Here is a 25,981-nt window from a genome sequence, read left to right on the forward strand (position 1 = left end):
TCTTTTAGCGATTGGCGCTTGGAGCGCTGGCTGGGCCGCGCAACCCTTATGGGCCGCTCTCCCCTGATCGCTGTTTGGCGGCGATCATAATGATGTCAAATTGTTGCGGCGTCGACCCATCGCGCTATCGAACTTTCGTCTAGTGCGGCGCCGGCGGTGGAGGCGGGTCTAGCGAGGCGCGGTCGCGGCTTTGACGTCGCATTCATGCCGCCGCGTTGTGCCGGGGGCGTCGATCGGCTAGGTTGAAAGGGGGCTGACCGCCGGCCCTCAAGAGTCGCCTCAAGGGGTTTGGCTCTCGCGGCCCCAATCAACTGTATCCCGGCTGTCGCCTTCGGGCGGTCGGGGCGCCAAAGAAAAAAGGCCGATCCATGGATTTCCTCAAGCCACGGTTATTGCCCATGAACCGCCGCCGCACCATTTATGAAGGCAAGGGCAAGATCCTTTATGAAGGCCCAGAGCCCGGAACGCTGATTCAACGGTTTAAGGACGACGCCACCGCGTTCAACGCCAAGAAACATGAGATTATCGAAGGCAAGGGCGTCCTGAACAACCGGATTTCCGAGTATTTGTTCCAGAATTTGAACGATATCGGCGTGCCGACGCATTTTATTCGCCGGCTCAACATGCGCGAACAATTGATTCGCGAAGTCGAGATCATTCCTTTGGAAGTCGTTGTTCGCAATATCGCCGCAGGTTCTCTGGCGACGCGCCTGGGGATTGAAGAAGGCACTCAATTACCGCGTTCGATCATCGAATTCTATTACAAGAACGACGCTTTGAACGACCCGCTCGTCTCCGAAGAACATATCACCGCTTTCGGCTGGGCGGCCCCGCAGGAGATCGACGACATCATGGCTTTGGCCATTCGCGTCAACGATTTCCTCACGGGTCTGTTCCTTGGCGTCGGCATCCGGCTGGTCGATTTCAAGATCGAATGCGGGCGGCTCTGGGAAGGCGAGACGATGCGCATCGTCGTGGCCGACGAAATAAGCCCCGATTCGTGCCGCCTTTGGGATACGAAATCGAACGACAAGATGGACAAGGACCGGTTCCGGCGCGACATGGGCGGCTTGATCGAGGCCTATACCGAAGTCGCGCGCCGCCTTGGCGTCATGCAGGAAGGCGAAACCGCGCGGGCCGGCGCGCCCAAGCTGGTGAAATAAAAGGCGTTCCGCAAATCCGGCCCCTCGCTTTGCGGCGAGGGGCGGTTTCGGTTTTCAACCGACTTTTTGTTTGAAAAAATCCAGCGTCCGCGCGCGCGCCAGGGCGGCGCTCGGCGCGTCATAGCTGCCCCGCTCGTCGCAATTGAAGCCGTGATCGGCGTCATAGACATAGACGGGCAGATCGGGATGCGCTGTCTCGAATTCCTTCACGCCTGCGACCGGGATATGGGCGTCCTTCGAGCCGAAATGCAGGATCGTGGGTATGCGGGGTGATTCGTCCTTCACCGCGAGCACGCCGCCGCCATAATAGCAGGACGCGGCGGAGAGCCCCGGCAGCTTGCATGCGGCGAGATAGGCGACCGTGCCTCCCAGACAATAGCCGACGATTCCGACTTTGCCCGCGCTTTTGACGCGCTCGATCGCCGCGGCCACGTCGAGCAGCATATTGGCGCGGTCGAGCTTGCCGGCGAGCGCCATGCCGCGCTGGATACTGGGGCCGTCATAGCCGAGTTCGACACCGGGCTCGGCGCGGTCGAACAGGGCCGGCGCGATCGCGACATAGCCGTGCGAGGCGTAGAGGTCAGCGATGGCGCGGATATGATGATTGACGCCCATGATTTCCTGAATGACGACGATGGCGCCGCGGGGCGCCCCCGCCGGGTCGGCGCGCCACGCGCCGATCTCGACCCCGTCGCTGGCCTTCAGCGTGATATGTTCACCCATGTTTCATCTCCGATTGTGGAATTCCAACCTGCCGTGCGATCGACAGAACCCAAAATAACAAAGGGGTTACCGGGGCGCGGCGTTGGGCCGCGCCGAACCCTCCGCGATCGCGATGCCCGCGGCGACGAGGACAAGCGCAATCGCGTGATAAAGCGCAAAAGTCTCGCCGAGCAAGACGACGGCAAGCAAAGCGCCGAACACCGGCACCAGATTGACAAAAATGCCAGCCCGACCCGGTCCGATCAGTTCGACGCCGCGCATGAAAAAAAGCTGGGCGGTCAGGGACGGAAAGAGCACCACGTAGAGCAATAAGGCGAGGCCCTTCAAAGTCGGCGGAATGAAAGCGCCGCTGGCGATTTCCAATCCCAAAAGCGGGATTGAAGTGACGAAGGCGACCGCCGCCATCGCCGTAAAAAAGCTGAGGCCGGAAACCTGGGGGCGGTTGCGCAGACCCACGGTGTAACCGGCATAGAGGACGCTGGCGAGCAGCATGATCAGATCGCCGCCGTTGAAGGTGAGCGCGAGGAGCCTGGCCAGATCCCCCTGGCTGGCGATCGCCGTGACGCCGACCATTGTGACAAAGGCGCCAATAGCCTGCCAGACGCCGACCCGCACGCCGAAGGCCAGACGCGCGCCGATCAGCACGAAGGCGGGGATCGAGCCCTGGATAATGGAAAGGTTCAGGGCGCTGGTGCGATGCGCGGCGGTATAAAACAACGCATTGAACGCGGTGCAGCCGAGCGCCCCCATCACGATGACGAACATCCAGCGCGGACGCAGAACCGCCAGATCCCGCCTGAAATTGCCGCGCGCCGCGAAGCTCAAAGGAATAAGGACCAAGGCCCAGCGCGCGCAGGTCAATGTCATCGGCGAGATTTCGCCGACCGCCAGACGGCCGATCACCGAATGGCCGGCGAACATCAACGCAGTCAGCGACAGAAGCAGCATCGGGCTGCGCCACAAGCCGCTCCAAAGCGATGCGCGCGTCTTAGCCGGAATATCGGTCATCGAATCGCGCCTCGAATGCTTTTTTAACCGCGCTCGGGCCGCCAGGGCGAAGGCGCTCACGCATCAGGATTTCGAGAAGGGCTTACGTCCGCTGGGCGCGCAAGGCAATGCCGCGATTCTCCTTCTCGCCGTCGGCGGGAGAAGGATTTTAGGGCGCCTCAAATGCGACGCGGCGCCGGTTTGAGGCCGGCGCCGCGCGTAAAAATCAAGGATGCTATCTTCAGTATTTGCGCACGAGCGGCTGTTCGGGCTCTGGCGTATAGCTTGGCATATCGTTGAAGGCCCAGCGCAAGCCCAAGCGGAAGTCCTGCGAATAGAGTTCGCGGGTGGAGAGGACATATCCAGAGCCGCCACAATTGGCGGCGCTAAAGCCGCCGCCGGCGCCCGTGCCGTTGAAGCAGTTCGAGGATGCTGTCTGAGCCTTGCCGTAGTCGAGGAAGCGGTAGCCGAGTTCAAGTTTCAGGTTCTGAGTGACATTGAAGTCGAGGCCGGCCATCAGCGCCCAGGCGAAGTTCATCTTCGACTTGTCGCTGAAATAGCCGCCGCTGGGCGAGCAGCCGACACCACAGGCGAAACCGGTGTCTGTCATACCCGAGAGGGTGTTGTTGGCAAAGCCGACGCCGGCGCCGACGAACGGGGTCATGCCGTACCAGGTGCCGATATCGACATAGCCATTGACCAGGCCTATGACGGACGACATGTTGCCGCGGTAGAAGTCCCCGAACTGCTGGGATGTTGAGGGTATCCCCACTTGTTCGAGCGTCTGGAACTGCGAGCCGCCGCGATATTCGCCGGTGACATCGAAGCGCAGCCAATTGTTGATCTGGTAGCCGACGCCGACGTCGAATAGGGCCGCTGCTGAGAGCGATGTGTTGTAGAAGCTATTGAAGGCGTCGCTGGGTAGTCCGATCAGCGGGTTCGGGCTGATGTTCGTATTGATGCTGCCGGTTTGGAGGGCCATGCCGACGTCGCCGCGCAGATACCAGCCGGAAAAGTCCGGCGCGGACATCGGCGCCGGCTCCATCGGCGGCGGCGGCGGCAACAAATCGGCCGCATGGGCGAGGCTCGTCATCCCGATGACGGCGCCGCTGACGAGAAAGAGGGCCTTTAATCCGCCCATGACAGAATCCCTTCGTTGGGCGCGGACTCCAAAGCCTCGCGCAAGCTTTCAACGGAAGGGAAATTGGCATGAAGAACTTAACGGTGACTTAACCCTAAAAATTGACCTTAACAAAGCGTGGCTGACGTTGGGGAAACGTCATGCGACGGGGCGGTTCCTATAGGGCGAAGCCCCCATCAGCCAGATGAATCTGGCCGGTGGTATAGGAGCTTTCGTCCGAGGCTAGATAGACCGCCAGCATGGCGATTTCCTCCGCCGTGCCGAGCCGACCCATCGGCTGGCGGTCGACAAAGGCCTGGCGAACGGTTTCGATCGATTGATTCGTCTGCTTGGCCAAGGTCGCAATGCGCTGGTCGAGCGATGGGCTCTCGATCGTGCCGGGGCAGATGGCGTTGCATCGCACGCCGCGCTTGATCGTGTCGGCCGCCACGGCCTTGGTCAGTCCGATGACGGCGGCTTTCGAAGCGCCATAGACATAACGGTTGGGAATGCCGCGCACCGAAGAGGCGCCCGACGAAATATTGACGATCGACCCGCTCCCCTTGGCCAGCATGCCGGGCAGGAAGGCGCGGATGGTGCGATGCATCGACTTCACATTCAGGTCGAATGAGAAATCCCAATCGCTGTCGGAACATTCGAGGACCGTGCCGTGATGAACGAAGCCGGCGCAATTGAACAAAATATCGATCGGTCCGATCGCCTTGGCGAGAGCCTCGACCGCTTCGGTCGAGCGGACGTCGAGCTTGCGCAGATCGCCCTGCAACCCTTCCATCTTGGCGGCGTCGAGATCGGTGGCGATCACATGCGCGCCTTCCGCATGGAAAGCTTGCGCCGTCGCGCGCCCTATGCCCGCCGCCGCCGCCGTCAATAGCGCGACCTTGCCCTTGAGACGTTGCGACATTTTTTAAAGTCCCTCCCGGTTTATGCGAGCCGCTTGCTCATATGAACGATTCTGCGATCGGCCAGCGTTTCGACGCGGTCGATAGCAAACCCGCGCCGCCGATACCAGTCGATATTGCCCTGCAGCTTCTCGCCGGTATAGAGCCGGATCGCCGCCAGATTTAATTGGCGCGCCCGCGCCTGCGCAAAATCGAGCATGAACGCGCCAAGCCCGGCGCCTTGCGCATGCGGCGCGCTGGCGACGCTCCAGATGAGGAGGGCGTCCGGCTCCGCTTTGAGCGCCAGCACGCCGCGCAGCGCCTCGATCGGCCCGAACAGCCAGACCTCCATCTGCGCGACGATCTCGTTATAATCGGCGCGAAGGGGGAGCGGCTCGACGCCGAGCAGGTCGCGGTTGTGCGCATAGGCGGCGTGCTGCAACGCTTCGACGGCGGCGACATCGCCGATCTGCGCGCGGCGCGGCGGCGCCTCGGCCACTCTGGGCGGAGACGTCAAGCCGGATCGCCGCTGAACAATTTGTTCAGCGCGGCGAAAGGCGCGCCTTGAGCGAGGCTGTCGAATCGCCCGTGCTGGGCGATATCCTGCGCCGCATTGATGAACCCGCCCCAGGCGGCGCGCGCCAATGAGCCGCCGACGCTGACGCGGCGGACGCCAAGATCTTCGTGTTGCTTGAGCGTCAACCCCGGCGCAATGGCCAGCACATTGACTGGCAAGGGTCCGGCCGTCTTCACGACCTGGCCGATGTCCTCGGCGCTGCGCACGCCCGGCGCATAGAGCACGTCGGCCCCCGCCTCCGCATAGGCTGTCAAACGGCGCAACGCCTCGTTGAGACCGTCCGGATGTCCGCGCAGGACCGTTTCGCTGCGCGCGGTCAGAAGCACGCGCTCGCCGCTCGCATTGATGGCCGCGCGCGCGGCGCGAATGCGATCGGCCGCTTCCCTGACGCCGTAGAAAGGCGCGTGGGAATCGCCCGTGTAATCCTCGATCGAGAAGCCGGCGACTCCCGTCGCGATGCAGCGCACGGCGCTCTCATACAATTCGTCGCGCGTAGCGGCGAAGCCCGCTTCATAATCGGCGTTGAAGGGCAGGTCGGTCGCCGCTGCGAGCTCGGCGATATGGGCGAGCACTGCCTTGTGCGTCATGCCGCCGTCGGGCAGGCCGGCGGCGAAAGCGGCGCCGGCGCTGGTCGTCGCCAGCGCCTTGAAGCCGAGGGAGGTCAGGTATTTGGTCGAGCCGACATCCCACGGATTAGGAATGACGAAACAGCCCGGACCTTTGTGGATTTCGGCGAAGCGGGCGCGCTTCTGGGCGATTGTGAGGGTCATGATGCATCCGTCCCGTTGAGTGTCGACAGCGCGAACTTTTGGCGGCCCGAGGCGTCGAAATTGCCCGGAGCCAACCATTGCTCGAAAGCGGCCCGGCGGGCGGGCCATTCGCTGTCGAGCATCGAAAACCAGGCGGTGTCGCGATTGCGGCCCTTGACGATCATATGCTGGCGAAACACGCCTTCGAATGTAAAGCCGAAACGCAACGCCGCGCGCTTCGAAGGCGCATTGAGATTATTGCACTTCCATTCGTAGCGGCGATAGCCGAGTTCGTCGAAGACGTAGCGCGCGAACAGATATTGCGCCTCCGTCGCGCCGATCGTGCGCTGGATTGCCGGCGTATACATGATATTGCCGACCTCGATCACGCCGTGCTGCGGCTCGATGCGCATCAACGTCTGGTAGCCGACCGCCTTGCCGCTGGCCTTGTCGATGATTGCGAAAAACAACGGATCTTCCGATTTGGCCTTGGCCTCGATATTGGCGCGGAAGGCGGCGCGGTCCGTGGAAGGGGCGTCGAACAGATAGGTCCAGACGCGATCCTTGTCGCCGCCGTTCGCCCCTTCGAACAGCGCATCGGCATGAGCCTCGGCGTTGAGCGGAACAAGATCGACCGCGCGCCCCGAGAGAATTATGCGTGCGGGGCGTTTTGCGGGTCGAGCCTCGACAAGTTCGCCGATCGGTTGTTCGCTCACGTTCAAAGCCGTCCTCCATCTGTCTTCGCGGCGCTTCCACGCGACATCGCCCATTGACCGGGGTCGGCGCCTGTCCATCGGCGCTTTCGAGGCAGAATAGCCGAGAGGCGAGGGCGATCCTAGAGACAGAAGCATACAGCTTCGCCAAACTGTCCGGCGGAAGAGCCGCTACAGAATTCAATTTGGGCTTCGAACGAATTTGTCGCGATGCTCCTGGCGGCCGGACGCGCGCAGGGTCCGACCGTCATTCTTATTTCAAAGGCACGCCATCGCTAGTGGTTGTCGCGCGGAATGCCCATGGTCTGGGCGACGCGCTGATATTTGACCGCCGGCTTGAGCACCATGCCGTCGGCGAGCTGGTCGACGATGCCGCGCTGGATCTCCTGCCAGGGCGTCTGGCTCGCCGGATAGGGAAAGCCGTGCTTTTCGAAATTGGCGCGCCGCGCTTCGAGTTCATTGTCGGTGATGAGCATATTGGCGGTGCGCTTCTTCAAGTCGATGCGCACCTTGTCGCCCGTGCGCACTAGCGCGAGCCCGCCGCCGACCGCCGCTTCGGGCGAGGCGTTCAGGATCGAAGGCGAGCCTGATGTTCCCGATTGTCGGCCATCGCCAATGCAGGGCAGGGCGTGAACGCCTTTTTTAATCAGCGCGGCGGGCGGCTGCATGTTCACGACCTCCGCGCTGCCGGGATAGCCGATGGCGCCCGCGCCGCGAATGAACAGCACGCAATGCTCGTCGATCTTGAGCTTGGGGTCCTCGATGCGGTGATGATAATCCTCGGGGCCGTCGAACACGATGGCGCGACCCTCGAAAGCTTCGGGGTCCTTCGGGTTGGACAGGTAGCGCTTGCGGAATTCTTCGTCGATCACGCTGGTCTTCATGATCGCGCTGTCGAACAGATTACCATGCAGCACGACGAAGCCGGCGTCCGCCTTCAGCGGCTTGTCGATCGGGAAGATGACGTCGAGATCGCCGCTTTCCTTGCCCTTGCAGTTCTCGCCGATCGACTTGCCATTGACCGTCAGCGCGCCCTTGTGGATGAGCTTCTTTTTCATCAGTTCGTTGACGACCGCCGGCACGCCGCCGGCGCGATGAAATTCCTCGCCGAGATATTTGCCCGCCGGCTGCATATTGACGAGCAGCGGCACCTTGTGGCCGATCGTCTCCCAATCCTCGATCGCGAGCCGCACGCCGATATGGCGGGCGATGGCGTTGATGTGAATGGGCGCGTTAGTCGAACCGCCAATGGCGCTGTTGACCACGATCGTATTCTCGAAGGCTTCGCGCGTGAGAATGTCGGAGGGCTTCAAATCCTCCCACACCATATCGACGATGCGCTTGCCGGTCTCATAGGCCATCTGTCCACGCTCGCGATGGGGGCCGGGAATGGCGGCGCAGCCGGGCAGGCTCATGCCGAGCGCTTCGGCGAGCGAATTCATCGTCGAGGCCGTGCCCATCGTGTTGCAATGGCCGACCGAGGGCGCCGAAGAGGTGACGATTTCCATGAACTCTTCATAGTTGATCTTGCCGGCGGCCAGTTCCTCGCGCGCCTTCCAGACGATCGTGCCCGAGCCGGTCCGCTCGCCCTTGTGCCAACCGTTGTTCATCGGGCCGCCCGACAGCACGATGGCGGGAATGTTGACGGTGGCGGCCGCCATGATGCAGGCGGGCGTCGTTTTGTCGCAACCGGTCGTCAGCACGACGCCGTCGATGAAATAGCCATACAGCGTTTCGACAAGCCCGAGATAGGCGAGGTTACGGTCGAGCGCCGCGGTTGGGCGCTTGCCGGTCTCCTGGATCGGGTGAACCGGAAATTCGAATGGAATGCCGCCGGCGGCGATGATCCCGTCCCGCACGCGCTTGGCGAGTTCCAGGTGGTGCCGATTGCAAGGCGAAAGGTCCGACCCGGTCTGGGCGATGCCGATGATCGGCTTGCCCGAGCGCAATTCGCCCGGCGTCAGGCCAAAATTGAGGTAGCGCTCGATATAAAGCGCGGTCATGCCGGGATTGTCGGGATTGTCGAACCAGAGAGTCGAGCGCAGTCGCCGCTTGCCGTCCTTGTACTTATTGTCCGGGGCCTTGACGCCCAGCTTGGACGGTTCGTTCTTGCCGCTCATTGACATTTCCCCTGCGATGATTCGCCTCGCTCGTGGCCATGAGCGATTGCTTCGCTCTAACATGCTACCAATTGTATGGTAAATCAACGCCGGTGTTTTTTGCCCGGCTTTCAGAGCCGCCCGCGTCATGTTATGGGCATGCGTTCGCGCGCCCGTAGCTCAATTGGATAGAGTATCGGTCTTCGAAACCGAGGGTTGGGAGTTCGAGCCTCTCCGGGCGCGCCATTTTTTTGCTTGCGCAGTGGGCGGCGATCGCGGGGGCCCCAGCGCTGGGCGCGCCAAGTCGATCACAGCAGCCCGGCGAAGGCGCCCGCCACGCCTGCAATAGCCACAAGGCCAACAACGCCCGCGGTCACCCACAAACGCCAGCCGCGCAAACGCGCGCTTTCGGGCAATGCGGTCGCGGCGAGGATCACCAGGAGAGCGACCACGACGGGCAATAGGACGGTATTGAGGACCTGCATGCCGATCGAGAGCCAGATCAGATCGGGCACGAACAGGACCAATATCGCGCTGCCAACGACCCAGAAAGCATATCCGGAGAGAAAGCCAAGGCGGTGGCGCGCCTCGCGCTCAAGGGACCGTCTCAGCCCAAAAATTTCCCCCAAACCCCAGGCGCAGGCAAGCGAACTGACGATAGCGGCGGCCATCGCCGCTCCGACCACGCCTGCGCTGAACACGATTCGGCCTGTCGCCTCACCCAGGAACGGCGTCAACACCTGGCTGATCTCGCCGATATCATTGAGCGAGGCGCCCGTTCCGCCGCGTTTGAGCGCTGCGATAGCGACCAGCACCGAGGCCGTGACAAGCTGCGTCAGAACGGCGCCCACCGCCGTATCCCAGCGCGCGGCGCGATAGTCGGAAGGCGAAAGGCGTTTTTCTACAACGGCCGAGGCTTGATAGAAGATCATCCAGGGATTGAATGTCGCGCCGATCAGCCCGGCGCCCAGATAGAGATAGCTGAAATCGGTCAACTTCTGGTCGGCGATATCGCGGATGATTTCGCCTCCCGAAGGGTGGGACCGCCAGGCCACGACCAGGAAACTCAGTTCAAACAGGCCGAACAGCAAAGCGACGCGCTCGACGCGCCGATATTCCCCGGTCAGCGCGACGAGGATCAAAGTCAGGCTGGCCAGGGGCAGGACAAGCCAGCGCGACGCCCCGTAAAGCTCGCCGACGCCTGCGATCCCGGTCAGTTCGGTCACGAGCGAGCCCAAAGTCGCCACGACCAACGCCGCGGCGGCGACAAAAGCGCCGACGCGGCCAAAGCGTTCGCGGACCAGTTCGCCAAAGCCGCATTGGCGGAAAAGACCGATCCGGACCGCCAGATCCTGGACGACGATCAAAACGGGGACCAGCAAAAGCAGCAACGGCGCCAGGCGGTATCCCCAACGCGCGCCGGACTCGGCCGCCGTGACAATATTGCCCGCGTCCGTATCGGCGAGCATCACCAAGAGCCCCGGCCCCCAAACGGCGCCGATCGTCGCGAAGACCGATCTCCGCGTCGAACCCGACGGCTTCGCCCGGGGCGGCGTGCCTGCAGCGGGCGACCTATCCCTTGGATTCATCGGCTGGCGCGCCACGTTTCCATTTCCGCAGCATGCGCGATTGGCGCTTCGTTTTTTTCGATTGTGAAGATCACGAGCGACTCTTACTGTTCGCATACAAAGAACAAATCTGCTGATTGAGCCACGATCCGCCCGAACCCCAGGTTGACACCCGTATGATCGGCGTTGGCGGCGTCGTCAATTCCGTCTCCGGCGCCGGGCGAAACGATCGATTATGATGCGCTGCTCAACACCTGGACAGCGACAGCTAAGCCTCCGAAGAAGGGCTGAGCTTTTGAGACCGCGAACGGGGCGGGGCGCTGCGCCCGGCCCTCTTTTATTTCTCGCAGGGATTGGCGCTCCATGAGCGGGCATATTCTCGTCATCGATCAGGGCACGACCTCGACGCGCACCATTGTGTTTGGATCGGATGCGGCGCCGGTCGCAACCGCGCAACAGGAATTCCGGCAGATCTTTCCGCAACCGGGATGGGTCGAGCATGACCCTGAGGACATCTGGCGTTCGGCATTGGCGACGGTTCGCGAAGCGCTGACCAAAGCCGGTCTGGCGCCCTCCGCCTTGGCTGGAATCGGCATCGCCAACCAGCGGGAAACCACGTTGGTATGGAGCCGTGCGACAGGGCGGCCTATTCACAACGCCATCGTCTGGCAGGACCGCCGCACCGCCGCGCTCTGCGCCGACCTCAAGGCGCGCGGACATGAGCGCCTGGTCGCCGAGCGAACCGGCCTGCTGCTCGATCCCTATTTCTCGGCGACCAAAATCGCCTGGCTGCTCGACAATGTGTCGGGCGCGCGAAGCCAAGCCGAGCGAGGGGAACTGGCTTTTGGCACCGTCGACAGTTTTCTGTTGTGGCGACTGACCAATGGCAAGGTTCACGCGACCGACGCGACCAACGCCTCGCGCACCTTGCTGCTCGACATTCATTCGGGCGCCTGGGATGACGATCTTCTCGCGCTATTCGGCGTGCCGCGTTCGATGTTGCCCGAGGTGCGCGATTGCGCCGCCGAATTCGGCGTCGCCTCGCCCGAACATTTTGGCGTCGCCGCGCCCATTCGCGGCGTCGCAGGCGATCAGCAGGCGGCATTGATCGGACAGGCGTGCTTTCAGCCGGGTATGGCGAAATCGACCTATGGCACCGGCGGCTTCGTTTTGTTGAATACCGGCGACGAGCCCGTCGCCTCGAAACACCGGTTGTTGACCACCATCGCCTATCAATGGAAGGGCGCGCGCCGCTACGCGCTCGAGGGCTCGATATTCTCCGCTGGCGCGACCGTGCAATGGCTGCGCGACGGATTGGGAATTATCGCGAATGCCGCAGAGACCGGGGCTCTCGCGGCCGGCGCGGATGCGGCGCAGCGTGTTTATTTCGTGCCCGCCTTCACCGGTTTGGGCGCGCCGCACTGGAACAGCGAAGCGCGCGGCGCGATCACCGGACTGACGCGTGGGACGACGCGCAAGGAAATCGCGCGCGCCGCACTCGAAAGCGTCGCCTACCAGACGCGCGATCTTATCGCGGCGATGCAAGCTGACGGAGGCAGGGGCGGGGGCCCGGAAGCCAATCCCGTCATCCGCATCGACGGCGGCATGAGCGCGAGCGACTGGACGATGCAATTTCTCGCCGACATGCTTGACGCGCCTGTCGATCGGCCGGGCGTTCTCGAAACCACTGCGCTCGGCGCGGCCTTTCTTGCGGGCTGGCAGGCGGGCGTCTATCCCGGCCCGGAAGAATTCGCGCGGAACTGGCGCAGGGAGCGCCGGTTTACGCCTTCGATGCCGCGCGATGAACGTGAATCGCGCTATCGCGGTTGGCGCGATGCGGTTGGGCGCAACATCGCTCCGTCGACGGCTTAGCGGCGCCGTCGAGGCGACCGTCGCGCAGCGCGGCCAGCGCCTGCATCAGGTTCTCCCGCGCTCCCTCTTTCTCGTCTTCCATTTCGTCCTGGCTCACGAGGCCCTCCCGCCGCCGCTCGCGGCCTCCGTGATAAATTCGGCGCATCGGCCGCCGAGCATCATTGCGGGCGCGTTGGTGTTGCCGGCATTGATATTGGGCATCGCGGAGAGGTCGCAGACGCGCAGATTGTCGACGCCGCGAACCCGGAGTTTCGCATCGAGCGCGGCCAAGGAATCGTGGCTCGCGCCCATCCGGCATGTTCCGCTCGGGTGATAATTCGTTTTCACGAAACGCCGGCAATGATTCATGATCGCCTCGTCGCTGAGGTCATTGGGATCGGGGGCGACGACATGGCTGATTCGCTTGGCGAGCGGGCCGGTCTGGAAGGCGCGCAGGAAGAAACGCTGTCCGTCGATCATCGCGCGCGCATCGGCCGGGTCTTTGAGGAGATGGGGCGAGACCAGCGGCATATCGTCTGGACTGGACGAGGCGAGTCTGACGAAGCCGCGCGATTTCGGCTTCACCACCACCGTGGTGATGGTCACGCCATAGGTGTCCTTGACATGGCCGAGCGCGTCACGATCGAGGTAGACGATCGGCACGCAGAACGCTTGAATCGTCGGGTCCGCCTCGGGGTCGATCGGATTGACGAAGGCGCCGGCCTCCACCCCCGCGGAAGTGATCCGCCCCGTGCCGAACAGCTTGAATTGCAGACCGTTGAGCAGCATCCGCCAGCCGACGCCCTGCTTGTAATAGCCGTGCTTGCCGTTGGCGATGGCGATGATCGGAACTTCCGGGTGGTCGATCAGGTTCTCGCCGACGCCGGGCAGGTCCGCGATGCAGGCGATCCCATGCGTCTTGAGATGGTCAGCCGGGCCGATGCCGGAAAGCATCAGCAATTGCGGCGTCGCCAGCGCGCCGGCGGCGACGATCACTTCGCCATCCGCGAAAGCCTGCCGTTCGGCGCCGCTCGCATCGCGATAGGTCACGCCGACGGCGCGACCGTTCGCCAATTCGATGCGGCGCGCTTGCGCGCCGAGGCGGATCGTCAGATTGGGATTGTCCGCCAGCGGCGTAATGAACGCGTAGGCCGCGCTGCTGCGTTTGCCGCGCCGATTGGTGAATTGATAGAAGCCGACGCCTCTTTGCTTCGGCCCATTGAAGTCATGACTGAAAGGTTCGCCCAAAGCCTGCACGCTCTGGACGAACCAGCGCGAGACATCGTCGATATGTCCAGGGTCCGACACCAGCACCGGCCCGTCGGCGCCATGCCGCTCGTCGCAAAGTCGGTTGTTGCCTTCCATCGCGCGAAAGTGCGGCAGCACATCGGCCCAGCCCCAGCCCGGATAATCATTGTCGCCGCGCAGCATCGCGTCCCATTCGTCATAATCGGAAGGCCGCCCGCGCATATAGACCTGAGCGTTGACCGACGAGCCGCCGCCCAGAACATGGCCTTGCGGAATGTCGTGGACGCGTCCGTTCAAATGGTCCTGCGGAACGGTGTGGTGATAGCGCATGAACTTGCTGCCGTTGATCATCTTGAAGATGCCCGGCGGCATATCCAGCAGCGGATGGCGATGCGAATGCCCGGCTTCAAGCAGCAGCACGCGGGCGCCCGCGTCCCTCACCAGCTTGGCCGCCGCGACGCAGCCGGACGAGCCGCCGCCGACGACGATGTAGTCATAACGTTCGCTCACGCGCGGATTTTCTCCAGGCTCTTCCAATCGAAGACAATGCCATGGCCCGGCCGGTTCGGCGCAATCGCGCAACCCTCCTCGATCCGCAGCGGCTCCGCGATATAAAGATCGAGGCCGAAGCCATGGGCTTCCAGATAGCTGCGGTTCGGGCAGGCCGCGAGGAGATGCACCGTCACGTCATGGGCGCCATGGCTGGTCACCGGCATGTTGAAGGCCTCAGCGAGATGGGCGATCTTCATGAATTGCGTGACGCCGCCGCAATTGGTGACGTCGGGCTCGGGATAGGTCACTGCGCCCGACGCGATATATTGTTTGAACTCCCACAGCGTGCGCAGGTTCTCGCCGGCCGCCACCGGCAGGCCGCCTTCGCGCACGATGCGCGCATGTCCCGCGGGATCGTCGGGAATGGTCGGCTCCTCGATCCATGTCAGGTCGTAGGGCTGCAGCGCGCGGGCGGCGCGGATCGCCTCATCGACGGTCCATTTCATATTGGCGTCCGCCATCAGCGGGAAACCGTCGCCCAGATGCGCGCGCATCGCCTTCACGCGCTCGGCGTCTTCGGCGAGACGCTTGCGGCCGACCTTCATCTTGATCGCGCGAAAGCCTTTGGCGAGATTGCCGTCGGTCTGGCGCAGCAGTTTCTCCAGCGGCAGGTCGAGGTCGATGCCGCCGGCATAGCACGGAACCTTAGGATCGAAGCCGCCAAGAAAATTCCACAGCGGCAGTCCTGCGCGCTTCGCCTTGAGGTCCCACAGCGCGATGTCGAAAGCGGATATGGCGAGGACGGTCGGTCCGCCGCGACCGCCATAATGGAGCGCCCACCATGCCTTTTGCCACAAGCTTTCAATATGGTCGGCCTCGGCGTCGGCGAAGATGTCGCGCATTTCGCGCGTCAGGATGGCGTCGATCGCCGCGCCGTTGCGCCCGACCGTGAAGGTGTAGCCGACGCCCTCCGCCCCGTCTGCGTCGCGGAGGCGAATGGTGTTGAGTTCGAAGGCGCGGATTTCGCCGTGGGTGCTGTCGCTGAGCGCTTCGGGCAGCGGGATGCGATAAAAGCCGGGCTCGATCGAGGTCAGTTTGGCCACAGTGGGAATTCCTCCAGAATCGCGCGCGCATTCGTAGCGGTCGACGGCGCTTGCGTGACGTTCGCCAACCCAGAAGGCCAATTTGTCGCGGGGCGCAAGGGGCGGGCCGCGAAAAAACACGCGCATGCGCCGCGGCCAAAAAAATTGCCGCGCCGCTCTTGACAAGAGCTTATCAAGATATATCTTAAGTCACGACATATCGTAATATGTCATTCAACTCAGGAGAGAACATTGTTTTTCAGACATTTCCATCGACACGAACCCGGCCATGCCGCGCGCGACGACTTTGGGCGCGGACGCCATGGCGGCATGGACGGCCATCATCGCCGCGGCGGATTTCGCGGCCGCGACAGCGAGCGCGTTTTCGAACATGGCGACCTTCGCCTTGTCATTATGGCGCTGCTCAAGGAGAAGCCCCGCTACGGCTACGAGATCATCAAAGACCTCGAAGAGCGCGTCGGCGGCGGCTACAGCCCGAGCCCGGGCGTCGTCTATCCGACCCTGACGCTGCTTGAGGAAGTCGGCCACGCCACCGTCACCGACGAGCATAGCGGGCGTCGGCTCTATACGCTCTCAGCCGAAGGCCTCGCCTTCCTTGAAGCCAACCGCACGCTGGTCGACGCCATTCTGGCGCGGGTTTCCGAAGCCAATTCCTCGCGTCGCGGGCCGCCGCTGTCGGTCATGCGCGCCATGGAGAACCTCGGCGTTGCGCTCAGGTTGCGGCTTAGGGGCCGGCCCACGACCGACGAACAAATCCGCATCATCGCCGCGGCGATCGACGCGGCGGCCAAAGCCGTCGAGGAGAGCTGAAGCCACGGCGTCTTCTTAGACGCCGTGATCTTTCAGCCATGCCGTCGCTTCCTTCCATGACGCTTCGGCGTCGGCCTTGTTGTAGCTGGGTCGATAATCCGCATGGAAGGCGTGGCCCGCATCGGCATAGACGATGATCTTCGAGGCGCCGCCCGCGGCGGTCAGCTTCTGGTTCATCGCCTCGATTTGCGGGACCGTGATGCCGGGGTCCTTGCCGCCATAGAGGCCAAGCACGGGAACTTTGAGTTCGTCGACGACATCGGGCGGATTCTTCGGTTTCAGCGCGCTCGCCGCTCCCGCAAGCGGTCCATACCAGGCGACCGCCGCCTTCAGCGCCGGATTATGCGCGGCGTAGAGCCAGCTTTGTCGCCCGCCCCAGCAAAAGCCGGTTACGGCGGCGCGCGAGACATCGGCTGAGCCGCTCGCCTTGGCGAAAGCGAAAGTGGCGTCGAGGTCGCTCTGCACTTGCGCGTCGGGGACTTTCGAGACGATGTCCGCCATCAATTTGGCCATATCGGGCTCTTTCGAAGCGTCTCCTTCGCGCGCATAAAGATCGGGCGCGATCGCGTAATAGCCGAGCTTGGCCCAGCGCCGGCACACGTCCTTGACATATTCATGGACACCGAAAATTTCGTGGATCACCAGGACGGTCGGGAATGGGCCGCCGCGGTCGGGCATCGCGCGATAGGCGGGAATATCGGCGTCGCCGGCGGGGATTTTGACTTCGCCGGCGACAAGGCCTTCGGCCGAAGTCGTCACCACCTGCGCCCAGACCGGCGCGACGGCGGCGCAAAAGCCGACGGTCAGGCTCGCCTTGACCAAAGCGCGGCGGTTGAGAGGGGCGGCGGGCGGCTGCAAGGAGGTCAGATGATCGAGGTCGAGCATGAAGGACTCCATGGATGCGGACGATCGGGCGTAGCCGTCCATTGCGGCGAGGTTTGGGAAGGGCCGGGGCCAAATCTATCCGCGCGCCGCATATTTCGGGCGAATCAATGTTTTGTGTAGCGGCGATCGCGCCAAAATGGTTCCAAAAAGGCCCGGTCCGCGTTAGGGCGCCATTGCGCGCCGATGCGCCCGCATTTCCAGGATGGAGAATCGATGGTCGAGTCTGACGGTCTGCCGGTTCCGCAGCGTTATTGGTCGGCGCTCGCGGTCTGGATCGCCTTGACCATGGCCGTGCTCGACGGCGCGATCGCCAATGTGGCTTTGCCGACGATTGCGCGCGAGCTCTCCGCTGCGCCCGATCAAACGGTCTGGGTCGTGAACGGCTTCCAACTGGCGGTCGTCGTCTCGCTGTTGCCGCTGGCGGCGCTGGGCGAAATGATTGGCTATCGCCGCGTCTATCTGGTCGGCATCGTCATTTTCACCGTGGCGTCTCTCGGCTGCGCGCTCGCCGACAGCCTTCCCATCCTCATCGCCGCCCGCGTCCTGCAGGGGCTGGGCGCGTCCGGCATCATGAGCGTCAATGGCGCGCTGGTGCGATTCACCTATCCCAAGAGAATGCTCGGTCGCGGCGTCGGTCTCAATGCGCTTGTGGTGGCGGGCGCCGCGGCGTTCGGCCCGACCGTCGCTTCCGGCATTCTGTCGCTGGGACCATGGGAATGGCTATTCGCGGTCAATCTTCCCATCGGCATTCTTGCGTTCTTTGTCGCGCGCGCGTCATTGCCCGCCAGCCCGACATCGGGAAAGCTCGATCTCGCCAGCACGCTGCTCAATATCGCGACTTTCGGTTTCGGCTTCACCGGCGTCGATGCGCTCACGCGCGGCGGCAATCCATGGATCGGCGGCGCCGAACTCGTCCTGGCCGCGCTGACCGGCCTGACATTGCTGCTGCGATCGCGCGCGCAACCCAACCCCCTCGTGCCGATCGACCTGCTCAGAAACAAGGTTTTCTCGCTGACCGTCGTCACCTCTATCGCCTCCTTCGCCGCGCAAATGATCGCCTTCGTGTCGCTGCCCTTCTATCTCCAGGGCGTTTTGCATCGCAGCCAGGTCGACACCGGTCTTCTGATGACGCCATGGCCCCTCGCGACAGGAGTCGCGGCGGCGGTCGCCGGGCCTTTGGCCGACCGGTTTCCCGCCCCCATCCTCAGCGGCGCCGGCCTTGCCTTGCTGGCGCTGGGGCTCATGTCCCTCGCGCTCCTGCCGGTCGATGCGACGTCTCTTGCGATCGTCTGGCGCATGGCGATCTGCGGCTTCGGGTTCGGCTTCTTCCAGACGCCGAACAATCGCACGATGCTGTTGGCGGCGCCGATCGCGCGCAGCGGCGCGGCGGGCGGGATGCTCGCAACGGCGCGCCTGATTGGCCAAACGACTGGCGCGACGCTGGCCGCCATCTCTTTTCGCTTCGCCTCAAACGCAGAGCCTCTCGCGCTTGGCGTCGCCGCTTTGTTCGCCGCCGGCGCCGGAGCGGCGAGCCTCTGGCGCCTTCGCTATGCGTCTTCGCCGCCGCCGCGCGAACCGCAGCCCGTCGCCGATACGCTGTGAGCGCGCAGGCCGGGATATCTCGCGCTTTGGTTGTTTCGCCGCAGGAGGAGCCGCCATGTTGAAACTCGCCATCCTTGATGATTACGCACGCGTCGCGCTGGACTCGGCCGACTGGTCGCCGCTGGCGGGCATCGCCGAGATCACGGTCTTCGACCGCCATCTCACCGAAGAGGAAGCGGCGTCGGCGCTGAAACCCTTCGACGTGCTGTGCACGGTGCGCGAGCGCATGGCGCTGCCGCGCAGCCTGTTCGAAAAGCTTCCCCATCTGAAACTGGTGACGATCGTCGGCCTTTCCCTGCCCAACCTCGACATGGCGGCGGCGACCGATCATGGGGTGATCGTCGTCCATTCCGATACGCGCGCGCCTGCTCTCGCGGGAATCGCCAATGCGACGCCCGAACTCGCCTGGGGCCTGATGATCGCCACCGTCCGTCATCTCGCTACCGAAAACCGGCGCATGGGCGAGGGCGGCTGGCAGAGCACGGTTGGCGTCATTCTTGCGGGACGAACCCTGGGTCTTCTGGGGCTCGGCCGCATTGGCAAGCGGATGGCCGAATACGCGCATGTGTTCGGCATGAAAACGATCGCCTGGAGCCAGAACCTTACGGAAGAAGCCGCGTCGGCGGTCGGCGTTCGCTACGTCTCCAAGGATGCTCTGTTCCGCGAGGCCGACATCCTGTCGATCCATGTCGTGCTCAGCGAACGCACGCGCGGCCTGGTGACGGCGCGCGAACTCGCGCTGATGAAGCCGGGCGCCTATCTCATCAACACGTCGCGCGCGCCGATCGTCGATCAACCCGCTTTGATCGAGACGCTGCGCGCGCGCCGCATCGCCGGCGCGGGCATCGACGTCTACGATCTCGAACCGCCGCCTGCCGATCATCCGTTCCGGACGATGGACAATGTCACGGTCACGCCGCATCTGGGCTATGTCACGCGCGAGACTTTGCGCGCCTTCTACGGCCCCGTCCCCGAGGCGATGGCGGCGTTTGCGCGCGGCGCGCCGGTGCGGGTGGCCAATCCGGACGCGCTGAAACACGAAAAGCAGCGCGCGCTCCCTCCTCGATAGCCCTAAGGGAGGGGTAAAACCTCCCCGCTTGATCCCGTCCCCCCTTTCGCGGCACAACAGCGTCAACAAACCTGAGGAAACGCTCCATGCTGCACGTCAATCCCGCTTTTTCGCGCATCGGCGAGGAAAACGCCTTCGCGGTGCTCGCCAAGGCCGCCGAATTGCAGCGTCAGGGGCGCGACATCATCAATCTGGGGATCGGCCAGCCCGATTTTTCGACGCCCCCTCATATCGTCGAGGCGGCAGTCAAAGCGCTGCATGACGGGCATCATGGCTATACCGCCGCCACCGGCATTTTGCCGCTGCGCGAGGCGGTGGCGGCTGACCTCAAGCGCCGCCATGGCGTCGAAGTCTCGCCCGATCTCGTCATGATCGTGCCGGGCGGCAAGGTGACGATGTATATGGCGATCTTGATGTTCGGCGAGCCGGGCGTCGATATCCTTTATCCCGACCCCGGCTTTCCCATCTATCGCTCGATGATCGAATATACCGGCGCGCGGCCGGTTCCCGTGCCGGTGCGCGAGGAAAACGGCTTCGCCTTTTCGGCGGAGGAGACGCTGGCGCTGATCACGCCGCAGACGCGCCTCCTGATCATCAATTCGCCCGCCAATCCGACTGGCGGCGTCACGCCGAAAGCCGAAATCGACAAGCTCGTGGCGGGCCTCGCCAAATGGCCCGATGTCGCGCTTCTATCGGACGAGATTTACGGCCAGATGACCTATGACGGCCTCGCGCATCAGACGCTGCTCGCCTATCCCGAAATCCGCGATCGGCTGATCATGCTCGACGGTTGGTCGAAGACTTATGCGATGACCGGCTGGCGGCTCGGCTATTCCATTTGGCCGGCCGCGCTTTATGAAAACGCGCGCAAGCTTGCGGTCAATTCCTATTCCTGCGTCAACGCGCCGACGCAATTTGCCGGCCTCGCGGCGTTGACCGGGCCGCAGGACGCCGTGCGCGCGATGGTCGCCGAATTCGACGCGCGCCGCTCTGTCGTGGTCGAGGGGTTGAACCAATTGCCGGGCGTGCGCGCGGCGGTTCCCAAAGGCGCCTTCTATGCTTTCCCTAATATCGCCGCTACGGGCTGGAAGGCCAAGGCGCTGGCTTCCGCTTTGCTCGACGATTCCGGCGTGGCGACCATCGGCGGCCCTGATTTCGGCGTTTTCGGGGAAGGGTTCATCCGTTTGTCTTACGCCAATTCTACCGTCAATATTCGGCGCGCTTTGGAGCGCATCGGTGATTTTCTCAGCCGTCGAAACACGGTCCGATGAAAACGCCGGCGCCGCCCCGTCCCGTAAAACTCGCCGATGTCATTGACACAACCCGTCCGAATCCCGTTATTTGGACGATGAATCGCCGCTTTGGATCCCCGATTATGCGAAGATTGCTCTTCCCCCTGGCGATTTGTCTGGCCGCGGCGCCGATGGCTTTGGCCGACAAGGCTCGGGCCGACGATTTGCGTCCTTCGCAGATTGTCTGCGATAGCAAGAAGATCGGCGCGCGGGAACTCGCCGATTGCCTTCGCGCCGCCGCCGATAAGTCAGAAAAAGACCTCGCCGCCGTCATCGACGCCGCCGCCAAATCCATCGATACGCGCGTCGGATTGCTTTCTGCGCAAAAGGCGCGATGGAAACGATCGCTCAATGAATCGGAGGCGCAATGGCTCGGCTGGCGCGACACCGATTGTCAGGATGTCGCGCCGTTTGAAGCCGGCATGAGCGCCAAAGGCGGCGACCCGCGCCTTGCCTGCATCATCGACCACGATGCGCAACGCATCGCGGAGATGAAGGCGCGGTATCCGTAACCGTCCTTGGATCAACCAATCCTCATTCCTTGAGGCAATACGCCCGAAGCGTCACTGCGCCTGAGGCATGATCGCATAAGGCGAATAGGACGGTACGTTGCCGTTGGCGACGGCCGCCACGGGTTGGCCGCCGATAAACGCTGCGCGGCGCTCGCCCATCCGAGGCTCCATGACCTGAGGCTGAGGCGCCGAGGGGGCGTCGTACGCCATGATCGCATAGGGCGAATAGGATGGAACATTGGGATTGGCGGCGTTAGCCGCGACCGACCCGAGCGCCAGAAACAAAGCGGCCGCGCTTCCGGCCACGATCAGATTGCGCATAGCATTTCCTCCGTGATTTTAAGTCTCATCCAAAGCGGATCAGACCATGGGAGATCACGTGAGGATTCGAGCTTCGCGTCTCAACGGGTTTCACGCATAGTTGAAATCACGCGTAGTTGAAGAGCCGACGCACGATGGCCGCGCGAGCGCGCGGGAAAGCGCTCAGCTTTCTTCTTTCATTCGCGTCTTCGGATATTCGAGATAGGCCGCCAGCCGCCGCTCCAGCGCGCTTGGCCGTTCGGCGAATAGGCGCTCGAATTGCTTGCGGGCGCGGCGGGTCAATTGCTTTTGACGGCGCTCCACCTTCAGCGCCAGATCGGTCATCTGCATCAGCGAGAGGTCGCGGCTGCCGACGGCGAATTCGGCGAGGACCGTCAGGTCGTTGTGCTCGCCAAGCGATTGGCGCATGCGCTGGAATTCCGCGCCGATCGCCGCGAACAGCGCCGGCCAGGCGGCCTCCAGCGCCGCGAAATGATGGCCAAGGTCGACGATCTGCGCGCGCAACTGATGCAGCTCATGCGCGTCGCTGCGCGCCAGCGCGCGCCGCCCATGTCGGCGCGCTGCGCGGTAAGCCACGCGCAGCGCCTTGAGCAATTGCGTTGTGGTCACCTCCGGGGCGATCTCCCAAGCCTCGATCGATCGGGCGAGTTCGCGCAATCGCGCAATCTCGGCCGCGACGTCGATGTTGCGATGCGCGTGACGCGCGACCTCCCGCTCGAAGGCGATGGCGCGGGCGAGACGCGCGGAGGTTTCCGCGTCGATGGCGGTTCCCAGGCTGGCGAGCGCGGCGGGCATGACGTCGAGGTCGCGCGCGCGGCCGAGCTGGCGGCGCGCGGATTCCAGGGCGCTTACCGCCTCATAAGCGGGCGGGCCGACCGCGACGGCGAACAGCCGGGCGGCAGCGCGCGCCTCTTTCAGCGCTTTGCGCGAATCATGAATGCGCGTTCCGCTGTCCTCGCCCGAATGGGGGAAAAGATCGGCCGCGTCGAGAATGGCCGCGATCAGCCGCCGGCGGCAATGCTCCGGCCATGGATCGCTCTTGCTGGTCATCCCTCAAGCCTGGTCAATGGCGCGCGCTCGCTCGCGAAGCACAAACTTCTGCACCTTGCCGGTGGATGTTTTCGGGATTTCCATGAAGACAATGTGACGCGGGCGCTTATAACCCGCCAGGCGCCCCCTGCACCATTCGATCAGTTCTTCGGCGGTCGCGCTCATCTGCGGCCTTAATTCGACAAAAGCGCAAGGGGTTTCTCCCCATTTCTCGTCCGGCCGCGCCACCACCGCCACAAGTTGCACGGCGGGGTGCTGAAACAGGGCGTCTTCGACCTCGATCGACGAAATATTCTCGCCGCCCGAAATGATGATGTCCTTCGAACGATCCTTCAACTGGACATAGCCGTCGGGATGTTTGACGCCGAGGTCGCCCGAGTGAAACCAGCCGCCCTCGAACGCCTTGTCCGTCGAGGGTTTGTTCTTGAGATAACCCTTCATGACGACATTGCCGCGAAACATCACTTCGCCGAGCGTCTCGCCATCGGCGGGAACGCTCGTCATCGTCTCAGGATCCATGACGTCGAGCGCATCCAGCGCGTGATAGCGCACGCCCTGCCGCGATTTGAGCGCGGCCTGTTCGGGGCCGTCGAGATCGTTCCAGTGCTCCTGCCAGTCGTTGACGACGGCGGGACCATAGGTCTCCGTCAAGCCGTAGAGATGCGTCACCTCGAAGCCCGCTTCACGCATGGCGGCGAGCACGGCGGCGGGCGGGGGCGCGGCGGCGGTGAAGAAACGCACGAGATGGGGCAGGGCGCGTTTCTCCTCATCGGGCGCATTGAGCAGCGTCGACATGACGATCGGCGCGCCGCACAAATGCGTGACGCCATGCTCGGCGATCAGCGCATACATCTGTTTGGCGCGCACCTGGCGCAGGCAAATATGCACGCCCGCCTTGACGCTGATCGACCACGGGAAACACCAGCCGTTGGCGTGAAACATCGGCAGCGTCCAGAGATAGACGGGATGCCGGCCCATATCGGCGGTGACGACATTGCCGAGCGCCAGGAGATTGGCGCCGCGGTGATGATAGACGACGCCTTTGGGATCGCCTGTCGTGCCCGACGTATAGTTCAGCGAGATGGCGTCCCATTCATCCTGCGGCGCGCTATAGGCGTAATCGGGGTCGCCCTCGGCGAGCAGGGCCTCGTAATCGAGTCCGCCGAGCTTCGCGCCAGAGCCGACATATTCGGGATCGTCGTAATCGATCAGAAGCGGGCGCACTTTGCATAAGGTCAGCGCATGAGCGATCGTCGCCGAAAACTCGCGATCGACAATCAGCGCTTTGGCTTCGCCGTGATCGAGCATGAAGGCGAGGGCGGCGGCGTCCATGCGCGTGTTGAGGGCGTTGAGAACCGCGCCGCACATCGGCACGCCGTAATGGCATTCCAGCATCGCCGGCGTGTTGGCGAGCATGACGGCGATCGTATCGCCGCGTTTGAAGCCGCGCCGCGCCAGCGCGGAGCCAAGGCGACGCGCGCGCGCATAAAAGTCGCGATAATCGCGCCGCAACGGCCCGTGCACGATCGCCAGGCGATCGGGGAAAACAGCGGCCGCGCGCTCCAGAAAGGAAAGCGGCGTCAGCGGCTGGAAATTGGCGGGATTGCGGTCAAGGTCCTGATCGTAAGGCGAAACAATCATGGCCGGGGCTCTGGCTCGGGAAGGACTTCCCGACTTTAGCGCCGGAAAGCGTAGGAGCGAAAGCCCACAAACGTCAGCAATGTCGCCGCCGCCGTGCCGCAGGCGACAAACAAAGTCAGCGTCGCCGGGGAAATCGCGACGCCAAACGAGGGCGCCAGCGCCAGGCAGGCCGCGTAAACCGCATAGTTCACCGCCAAACCGGCAAGGCAGACGAGCACGTAGCGCGCCAATGCCGTGAGCCATGGCGCGCCGGCGGAGCGGAACGTAAAGGTGCGATTGAGGGCGAAATTGATGAGCGTCACAATGACGAAAGCGGGCGGGCGCGCCAAAAGCGGGGGCACGCCGAACCCTTGTGCGAGGGAAATCGTGATCGCGGCGTCGATGCAAAAGCCCAGCGCGCCAATGACGAGGAAGGCGGGTATCTGACGCGCCAAGGCGCTTTTCCGTTCGAGGGCCTCCGGCCCGCTCAGGCTCATTGCATCGCCTCGTTTTGCTTTGCAAAAAGCCAAACTGCGCCCCCGCGCCTTAAGGATCGGTTAGCTCAGTATTTCGCTCAAACTGACCCAGACAAGGCGCAGTCCGATCAGGAAGGTCATCGCATAGACCAGATTATAGAAGCGGTCAGCCGGCACGCGCCGCACCAGCCAGACCCCAGCCATCGTTGCGAGAATGGCGAGCGGAAACAATGTCGCCGCCGCCATCAGGTTCTCGCGGCTGAACTGCCCAAGAGCAAAATAAGGAATGACTTTCAATAAGTTGATCGCGGCAAAGACCATCACCGCAGTGCCGGCGAACAAGCGTGGCGACAGGCCTTGCGGCATCACATAGACCTGAAAAGGCGGCGAGCCGGCGTGGCTGACGAAGCTGGTGAACCCGGCGAGCGCCCCCCAGAAAATCCCCGGCGCGACCTTTCCCTGCGAAGGCGCGGGTTCGCCGCCGCGCGAGCGGATGACCATATAGGCGACAAAGCCGATCGAGATCACGCCGACGGCGAGTCTGACCAGCGCTTCGCTGACATCCGAATAAAGCATCCAGCCGGCGCCGATCCCGATCAGCGAAGCTGGAATCAGGATGAGAAGGTTGCGCGGCTCGAAATCGCGCCGAAACGCCCAAACGCTGACCCAATCCTGGACGATCAGTATCGGCAGCATGATCGCCGCCGCTTGTACCGGCGACACCGCCAACGACAACAACGGCATCGCCATCATGCTCAAGCCCGAAAAGCCTCCCTTGGAAAGTCCCACGAGGATCACTGCGGGGATGGCGGCGAGATAGAAGGTCCAGTCGACAAGCATGTTTTTCGCTTTTCGTTTCGTTTTCTTGGCTCCGCGCCCGGCGTCCACGCAATGCGCATTGCGTTCGATCGCAACGCGCGTCAACAATTACGCCGTGTGAAGCTTGCGGCAGGAATCCAAAAGCAAAACAATGGCCGCCGGGGAGGATGCGACGATGACCAGCCGCTACGCCGAGGTATATGCCGAGTGGCGGGCCGATCCGCAAGCCTTTT

The 25,981-nt window shown here is 63.3% G+C and carries 24 protein-coding genes and 1 tRNA gene; 8 read left to right on the top strand and 17 right to left on the bottom strand.

The genetic code is table 11. The annotated features are described in order from the left end of the window. Positions 1-368 precede the first annotated feature (368 nt). Positions 369-1,163, top strand: coding sequence for a phosphoribosylaminoimidazolesuccinocarboxamide synthase (gene purC, locus GSQ90_RS05750; RefSeq protein ID WP_158813816.1), 795 nt, complete (start codon positions 369-371; stop codon positions 1,161-1,163). Positions 1,164-1,217: 54 nt separating this feature from the next. Here the strand turns inward: purC and GSQ90_RS05755 are convergent, their stop codons facing one another. The 8 genes from GSQ90_RS05755 to GSQ90_RS05790 form a co-directional block, all read right to left on the bottom strand. After that, the gene (locus GSQ90_RS05755; RefSeq protein ID WP_158813817.1) at positions 1,218-1,886 is read right to left on the bottom strand and encodes a dienelactone hydrolase family protein; all 669 of its coding nucleotides are present in this window, start codon (positions 1,884-1,886) and stop codon (positions 1,218-1,220) included. 66 nt (positions 1,887-1,952) lie between these two features. Continuing rightward, entirely contained in the window at positions 1,953-2,894 is a 942-nt protein-coding gene (locus tag GSQ90_RS05760) for a DMT family transporter (protein ID WP_210254822.1), read from the bottom strand. Between the two features lie 220 nt (positions 2,895-3,114). After that, positions 3,115-3,903 carry an outer membrane protein gene (locus GSQ90_RS05765; RefSeq protein WP_246731424.1) on the bottom strand — a complete coding sequence of 263 codons (789 nt, stop codon included), beginning with the start codon at positions 3,901-3,903 and terminating at the stop codon, positions 3,115-3,117. Between the two features lie 268 nt (positions 3,904-4,171). Continuing rightward, positions 4,172-4,915 (bottom strand): SDR family oxidoreductase, encoded by a 744-nt coding sequence (locus GSQ90_RS05770; protein WP_158813819.1) that lies wholly within the window; start codon positions 4,913-4,915, stop codon positions 4,172-4,174. Between the two features lie 20 nt (positions 4,916-4,935). Next, positions 4,936-5,409 (bottom strand): GNAT family N-acetyltransferase, encoded by a 474-nt coding sequence (locus GSQ90_RS05775; RefSeq protein WP_158813820.1) that lies wholly within the window; start codon positions 5,407-5,409, stop codon positions 4,936-4,938. Further along, positions 5,406-6,239: an isocitrate lyase/phosphoenolpyruvate mutase family protein gene (locus GSQ90_RS05780; RefSeq protein ID WP_158813821.1), complete on the bottom strand. Its 834-nt coding sequence runs from the start codon at positions 6,237-6,239 to the stop codon at positions 5,406-5,408. Before GSQ90_RS05780 ends, GSQ90_RS05775 begins: the two co-directional genes overlap by 4 nt. Continuing rightward, complete coding sequence (locus GSQ90_RS05785; protein WP_246731425.1) at positions 6,236-6,934, bottom strand: GNAT family N-acetyltransferase; 699 nt, start codon at positions 6,932-6,934, stop codon at positions 6,236-6,238. The genes GSQ90_RS05780 and GSQ90_RS05785 overlap by 4 nt, the downstream gene beginning before the upstream one ends. A 272-nt stretch (positions 6,935-7,206) precedes the next feature. Then, a complete protein-coding gene (locus GSQ90_RS05790; RefSeq protein ID WP_158813823.1) occupies positions 7,207-9,051 on the bottom strand; it encodes an IlvD/Edd family dehydratase in 1,845 nt (614 codons plus the stop codon). A 148-nt stretch (positions 9,052-9,199) separates the two neighbouring features. Here GSQ90_RS05790 and GSQ90_RS05795 point away from each other — a divergent pair. After that, positions 9,200-9,276, top strand: a tRNA-Arg gene (locus GSQ90_RS05795). A 62-nt stretch (positions 9,277-9,338) separates the two neighbouring features. On the opposite strand, the gene GSQ90_RS05800 is transcribed toward GSQ90_RS05795, so the two are convergent. Continuing rightward, complete coding sequence (locus tag GSQ90_RS05800) at positions 9,339-10,499, bottom strand: NRAMP family divalent metal transporter (protein WP_210254823.1); 1,161 nt, start codon at positions 10,497-10,499, stop codon at positions 9,339-9,341. A 462-nt stretch (positions 10,500-10,961) separates the two neighbouring features. On the opposite strand from GSQ90_RS05800, the gene glpK reads away from it, so the two are divergent. Next, positions 10,962-12,470 (top strand): glycerol kinase GlpK, encoded by a 1,509-nt coding sequence (gene glpK, locus GSQ90_RS05805; RefSeq protein WP_158813825.1) that lies wholly within the window; start codon positions 10,962-10,964, stop codon positions 12,468-12,470. Between the two features lie 93 nt (positions 12,471-12,563). Here glpK and GSQ90_RS05810 read toward each other — a convergent pair whose 3' ends face one another. Both GSQ90_RS05810 and GSQ90_RS05815 read right to left on the bottom strand, forming a co-directional pair. Beyond that, positions 12,564-14,207: a GMC family oxidoreductase gene (locus GSQ90_RS05810; RefSeq protein ID WP_158813826.1), complete on the bottom strand. Its 1,644-nt coding sequence runs from the start codon at positions 14,205-14,207 to the stop codon at positions 12,564-12,566. After that, positions 14,204-15,292, bottom strand: a complete 1,089-nt coding sequence (locus tag GSQ90_RS05815; protein WP_158813827.1) for a mandelate racemase/muconate lactonizing enzyme family protein — start codon at positions 15,290-15,292, stop codon at positions 14,204-14,206. The genes GSQ90_RS05810 and GSQ90_RS05815 overlap by 4 nt, the downstream gene beginning before the upstream one ends. Before the next feature lie 231 nt (positions 15,293-15,523). Between GSQ90_RS05815 and GSQ90_RS05820 the strand changes: the two genes are divergently transcribed. Continuing rightward, positions 15,524-16,102, top strand: a complete 579-nt coding sequence (locus GSQ90_RS05820) for a PadR family transcriptional regulator (RefSeq protein ID WP_246731426.1) — start codon at positions 15,524-15,526, stop codon at positions 16,100-16,102. Positions 16,103-16,117: 15 nt separating this feature from the next. On the opposite strand, the gene GSQ90_RS05825 is transcribed toward GSQ90_RS05820, so the two are convergent. Next, the gene (locus GSQ90_RS05825; protein ID WP_174247446.1) at positions 16,118-16,999 is read right to left on the bottom strand and encodes a dienelactone hydrolase family protein; all 882 of its coding nucleotides are present in this window, start codon (positions 16,997-16,999) and stop codon (positions 16,118-16,120) included. A 201-nt stretch (positions 17,000-17,200) separates the two neighbouring features. On the opposite strand from GSQ90_RS05825, the gene GSQ90_RS05830 reads away from it, so the two are divergent. From GSQ90_RS05830 to GSQ90_RS05845, 4 genes are all read left to right on the top strand, one after another. Beyond that, the gene (locus GSQ90_RS05830; protein WP_158813829.1) at positions 17,201-18,589 is read left to right on the top strand and encodes an MFS transporter; all 1,389 of its coding nucleotides are present in this window, start codon (positions 17,201-17,203) and stop codon (positions 18,587-18,589) included. A 55-nt stretch (positions 18,590-18,644) separates the two neighbouring features. Continuing rightward, positions 18,645-19,658: a D-2-hydroxyacid dehydrogenase family protein gene (locus tag GSQ90_RS05835; RefSeq protein WP_158813830.1), complete on the top strand. Its 1,014-nt coding sequence runs from the start codon at positions 18,645-18,647 to the stop codon at positions 19,656-19,658. An 86-nt stretch (positions 19,659-19,744) separates the two neighbouring features. Further along, on the top strand, positions 19,745-20,929 hold the full coding sequence (locus GSQ90_RS05840; RefSeq protein WP_158813831.1) for a pyridoxal phosphate-dependent aminotransferase: 1,185 nt from the start codon (positions 19,745-19,747) through the stop codon (positions 20,927-20,929). A gap of 104 nt (positions 20,930-21,033) precedes the next feature. Further along, on the top strand, positions 21,034-21,462 hold the full coding sequence (locus GSQ90_RS05845; protein WP_158813832.1) for a lysozyme inhibitor LprI family protein: 429 nt from the start codon (positions 21,034-21,036) through the stop codon (positions 21,460-21,462). A gap of 51 nt (positions 21,463-21,513) precedes the next feature. Here GSQ90_RS05845 and GSQ90_RS05850 read toward each other — a convergent pair whose 3' ends face one another. The 5 genes from GSQ90_RS05850 to GSQ90_RS05870 all read right to left on the bottom strand — a co-directional run bounded on the left by GSQ90_RS05850 (position 21,514) and on the right by GSQ90_RS05870 (position 25,769). Next, positions 21,514-21,783 carry a hypothetical protein gene (locus GSQ90_RS05850; protein ID WP_158813833.1) on the bottom strand — a complete coding sequence of 90 codons (270 nt, stop codon included), beginning with the start codon at positions 21,781-21,783 and terminating at the stop codon, positions 21,514-21,516. Positions 21,784-21,945: 162 nt separating this feature from the next. Beyond that, positions 21,946-22,833 (bottom strand): CHAD domain-containing protein, encoded by an 888-nt coding sequence (locus tag GSQ90_RS05855; RefSeq protein WP_158813834.1) that lies wholly within the window; start codon positions 22,831-22,833, stop codon positions 21,946-21,948. A gap of 3 nt (positions 22,834-22,836) precedes the next feature. Then, positions 22,837-24,474 (bottom strand): acyl-CoA synthetase, encoded by a 1,638-nt coding sequence (locus GSQ90_RS05860; protein WP_158813835.1) that lies wholly within the window; start codon positions 24,472-24,474, stop codon positions 22,837-22,839. A 35-nt stretch (positions 24,475-24,509) separates the two neighbouring features. Continuing rightward, entirely contained in the window at positions 24,510-24,950 is a 441-nt protein-coding gene (locus tag GSQ90_RS05865; RefSeq protein WP_158813836.1) for a GtrA family protein, read from the bottom strand. 60 nt (positions 24,951-25,010) lie between these two features. Continuing rightward, positions 25,011-25,769, bottom strand: coding sequence for a sulfite exporter TauE/SafE family protein (locus GSQ90_RS05870; protein WP_158813837.1), 759 nt, complete (start codon positions 25,767-25,769; stop codon positions 25,011-25,013). Between the last annotated feature and the right edge of the window lie 212 nt (positions 25,770-25,981).

The sequence above is a fragment of the Methylocapsa sp. S129 genome, from assembly GCF_009765995.1.
GTDB lineage: Bacteria > Pseudomonadota > Alphaproteobacteria > Rhizobiales > Beijerinckiaceae > Roseiarcus.

Bases quoted from the DNA above. Each gene is read 5' to 3' on its own strand.
- purC (WP_158813816.1), top strand. From the start codon at position 369: ATGGATTTCCTCAAGCCACGGTTATTGCCCATGAACCGCCGCCGCACC.
- GSQ90_RS05755 (WP_158813817.1), bottom strand. From the start codon at position 1,886: ATGGGTGAACATATCACGCTGAAGGCCAGCGACGGGGTCGAGATCGGC.
- GSQ90_RS05760 (WP_210254822.1), bottom strand. From the start codon at position 2,894: ATGACCGATATTCCGGCTAAGACGCGCGCATCGCTTTGGAGCGGCTTG.
- GSQ90_RS05765 (WP_246731424.1), bottom strand. From the start codon at position 3,903: ATGTCCGCGCCGGACTTTTCCGGCTGGTATCTGCGCGGCGACGTCGGC.
- GSQ90_RS05770 (WP_158813819.1), bottom strand. From the start codon at position 4,915: ATGTCGCAACGTCTCAAGGGCAAGGTCGCGCTATTGACGGCGGCGGCG.
- GSQ90_RS05780 (WP_158813821.1), bottom strand. From the start codon at position 6,239: ATGACCCTCACAATCGCCCAGAAGCGCGCCCGCTTCGCCGAAATCCAC.
- GSQ90_RS05790 (WP_158813823.1), bottom strand. From the start codon at position 9,051: ATGAGCGGCAAGAACGAACCGTCCAAGCTGGGCGTCAAGGCCCCGGAC.
- GSQ90_RS05800 (WP_210254823.1), bottom strand. From the start codon at position 10,499: ATGCTCGCCGATACGGACGCGGGCAATATTGTCACGGCGGCCGAGTCC.
- glpK (WP_158813825.1), top strand. From the start codon at position 10,962: ATGAGCGGGCATATTCTCGTCATCGATCAGGGCACGACCTCGACGCGC.
- GSQ90_RS05825 (WP_174247446.1), bottom strand. From the start codon at position 16,999: ATGGAGTCCTTCATGCTCGACCTCGATCATCTGACCTCCTTGCAGCCG.
- GSQ90_RS05830 (WP_158813829.1), top strand. From the start codon at position 17,201: ATGGTCGAGTCTGACGGTCTGCCGGTTCCGCAGCGTTATTGGTCGGCG.
- GSQ90_RS05835 (WP_158813830.1), top strand. From the start codon at position 18,645: ATGTTGAAACTCGCCATCCTTGATGATTACGCACGCGTCGCGCTGGAC.
- GSQ90_RS05840 (WP_158813831.1), top strand. From the start codon at position 19,745: ATGCTGCACGTCAATCCCGCTTTTTCGCGCATCGGCGAGGAAAACGCC.
- GSQ90_RS05845 (WP_158813832.1), top strand. From the start codon at position 21,034: ATGCGAAGATTGCTCTTCCCCCTGGCGATTTGTCTGGCCGCGGCGCCG.
- GSQ90_RS05850 (WP_158813833.1), bottom strand. From the start codon at position 21,783: ATGCGCAATCTGATCGTGGCCGGAAGCGCGGCCGCTTTGTTTCTGGCG.
- GSQ90_RS05855 (WP_158813834.1), bottom strand. From the start codon at position 22,833: ATGACCAGCAAGAGCGATCCATGGCCGGAGCATTGCCGCCGGCGGCTG.
- GSQ90_RS05860 (WP_158813835.1), bottom strand. From the start codon at position 24,474: ATGATTGTTTCGCCTTACGATCAGGACCTTGACCGCAATCCCGCCAAT.
- GSQ90_RS05865 (WP_158813836.1), bottom strand. From the start codon at position 24,950: ATGAGCCTGAGCGGGCCGGAGGCCCTCGAACGGAAAAGCGCCTTGGCG.
- GSQ90_RS05870 (WP_158813837.1), bottom strand. From the start codon at position 25,769: ATGCTTGTCGACTGGACCTTCTATCTCGCCGCCATCCCCGCAGTGATC.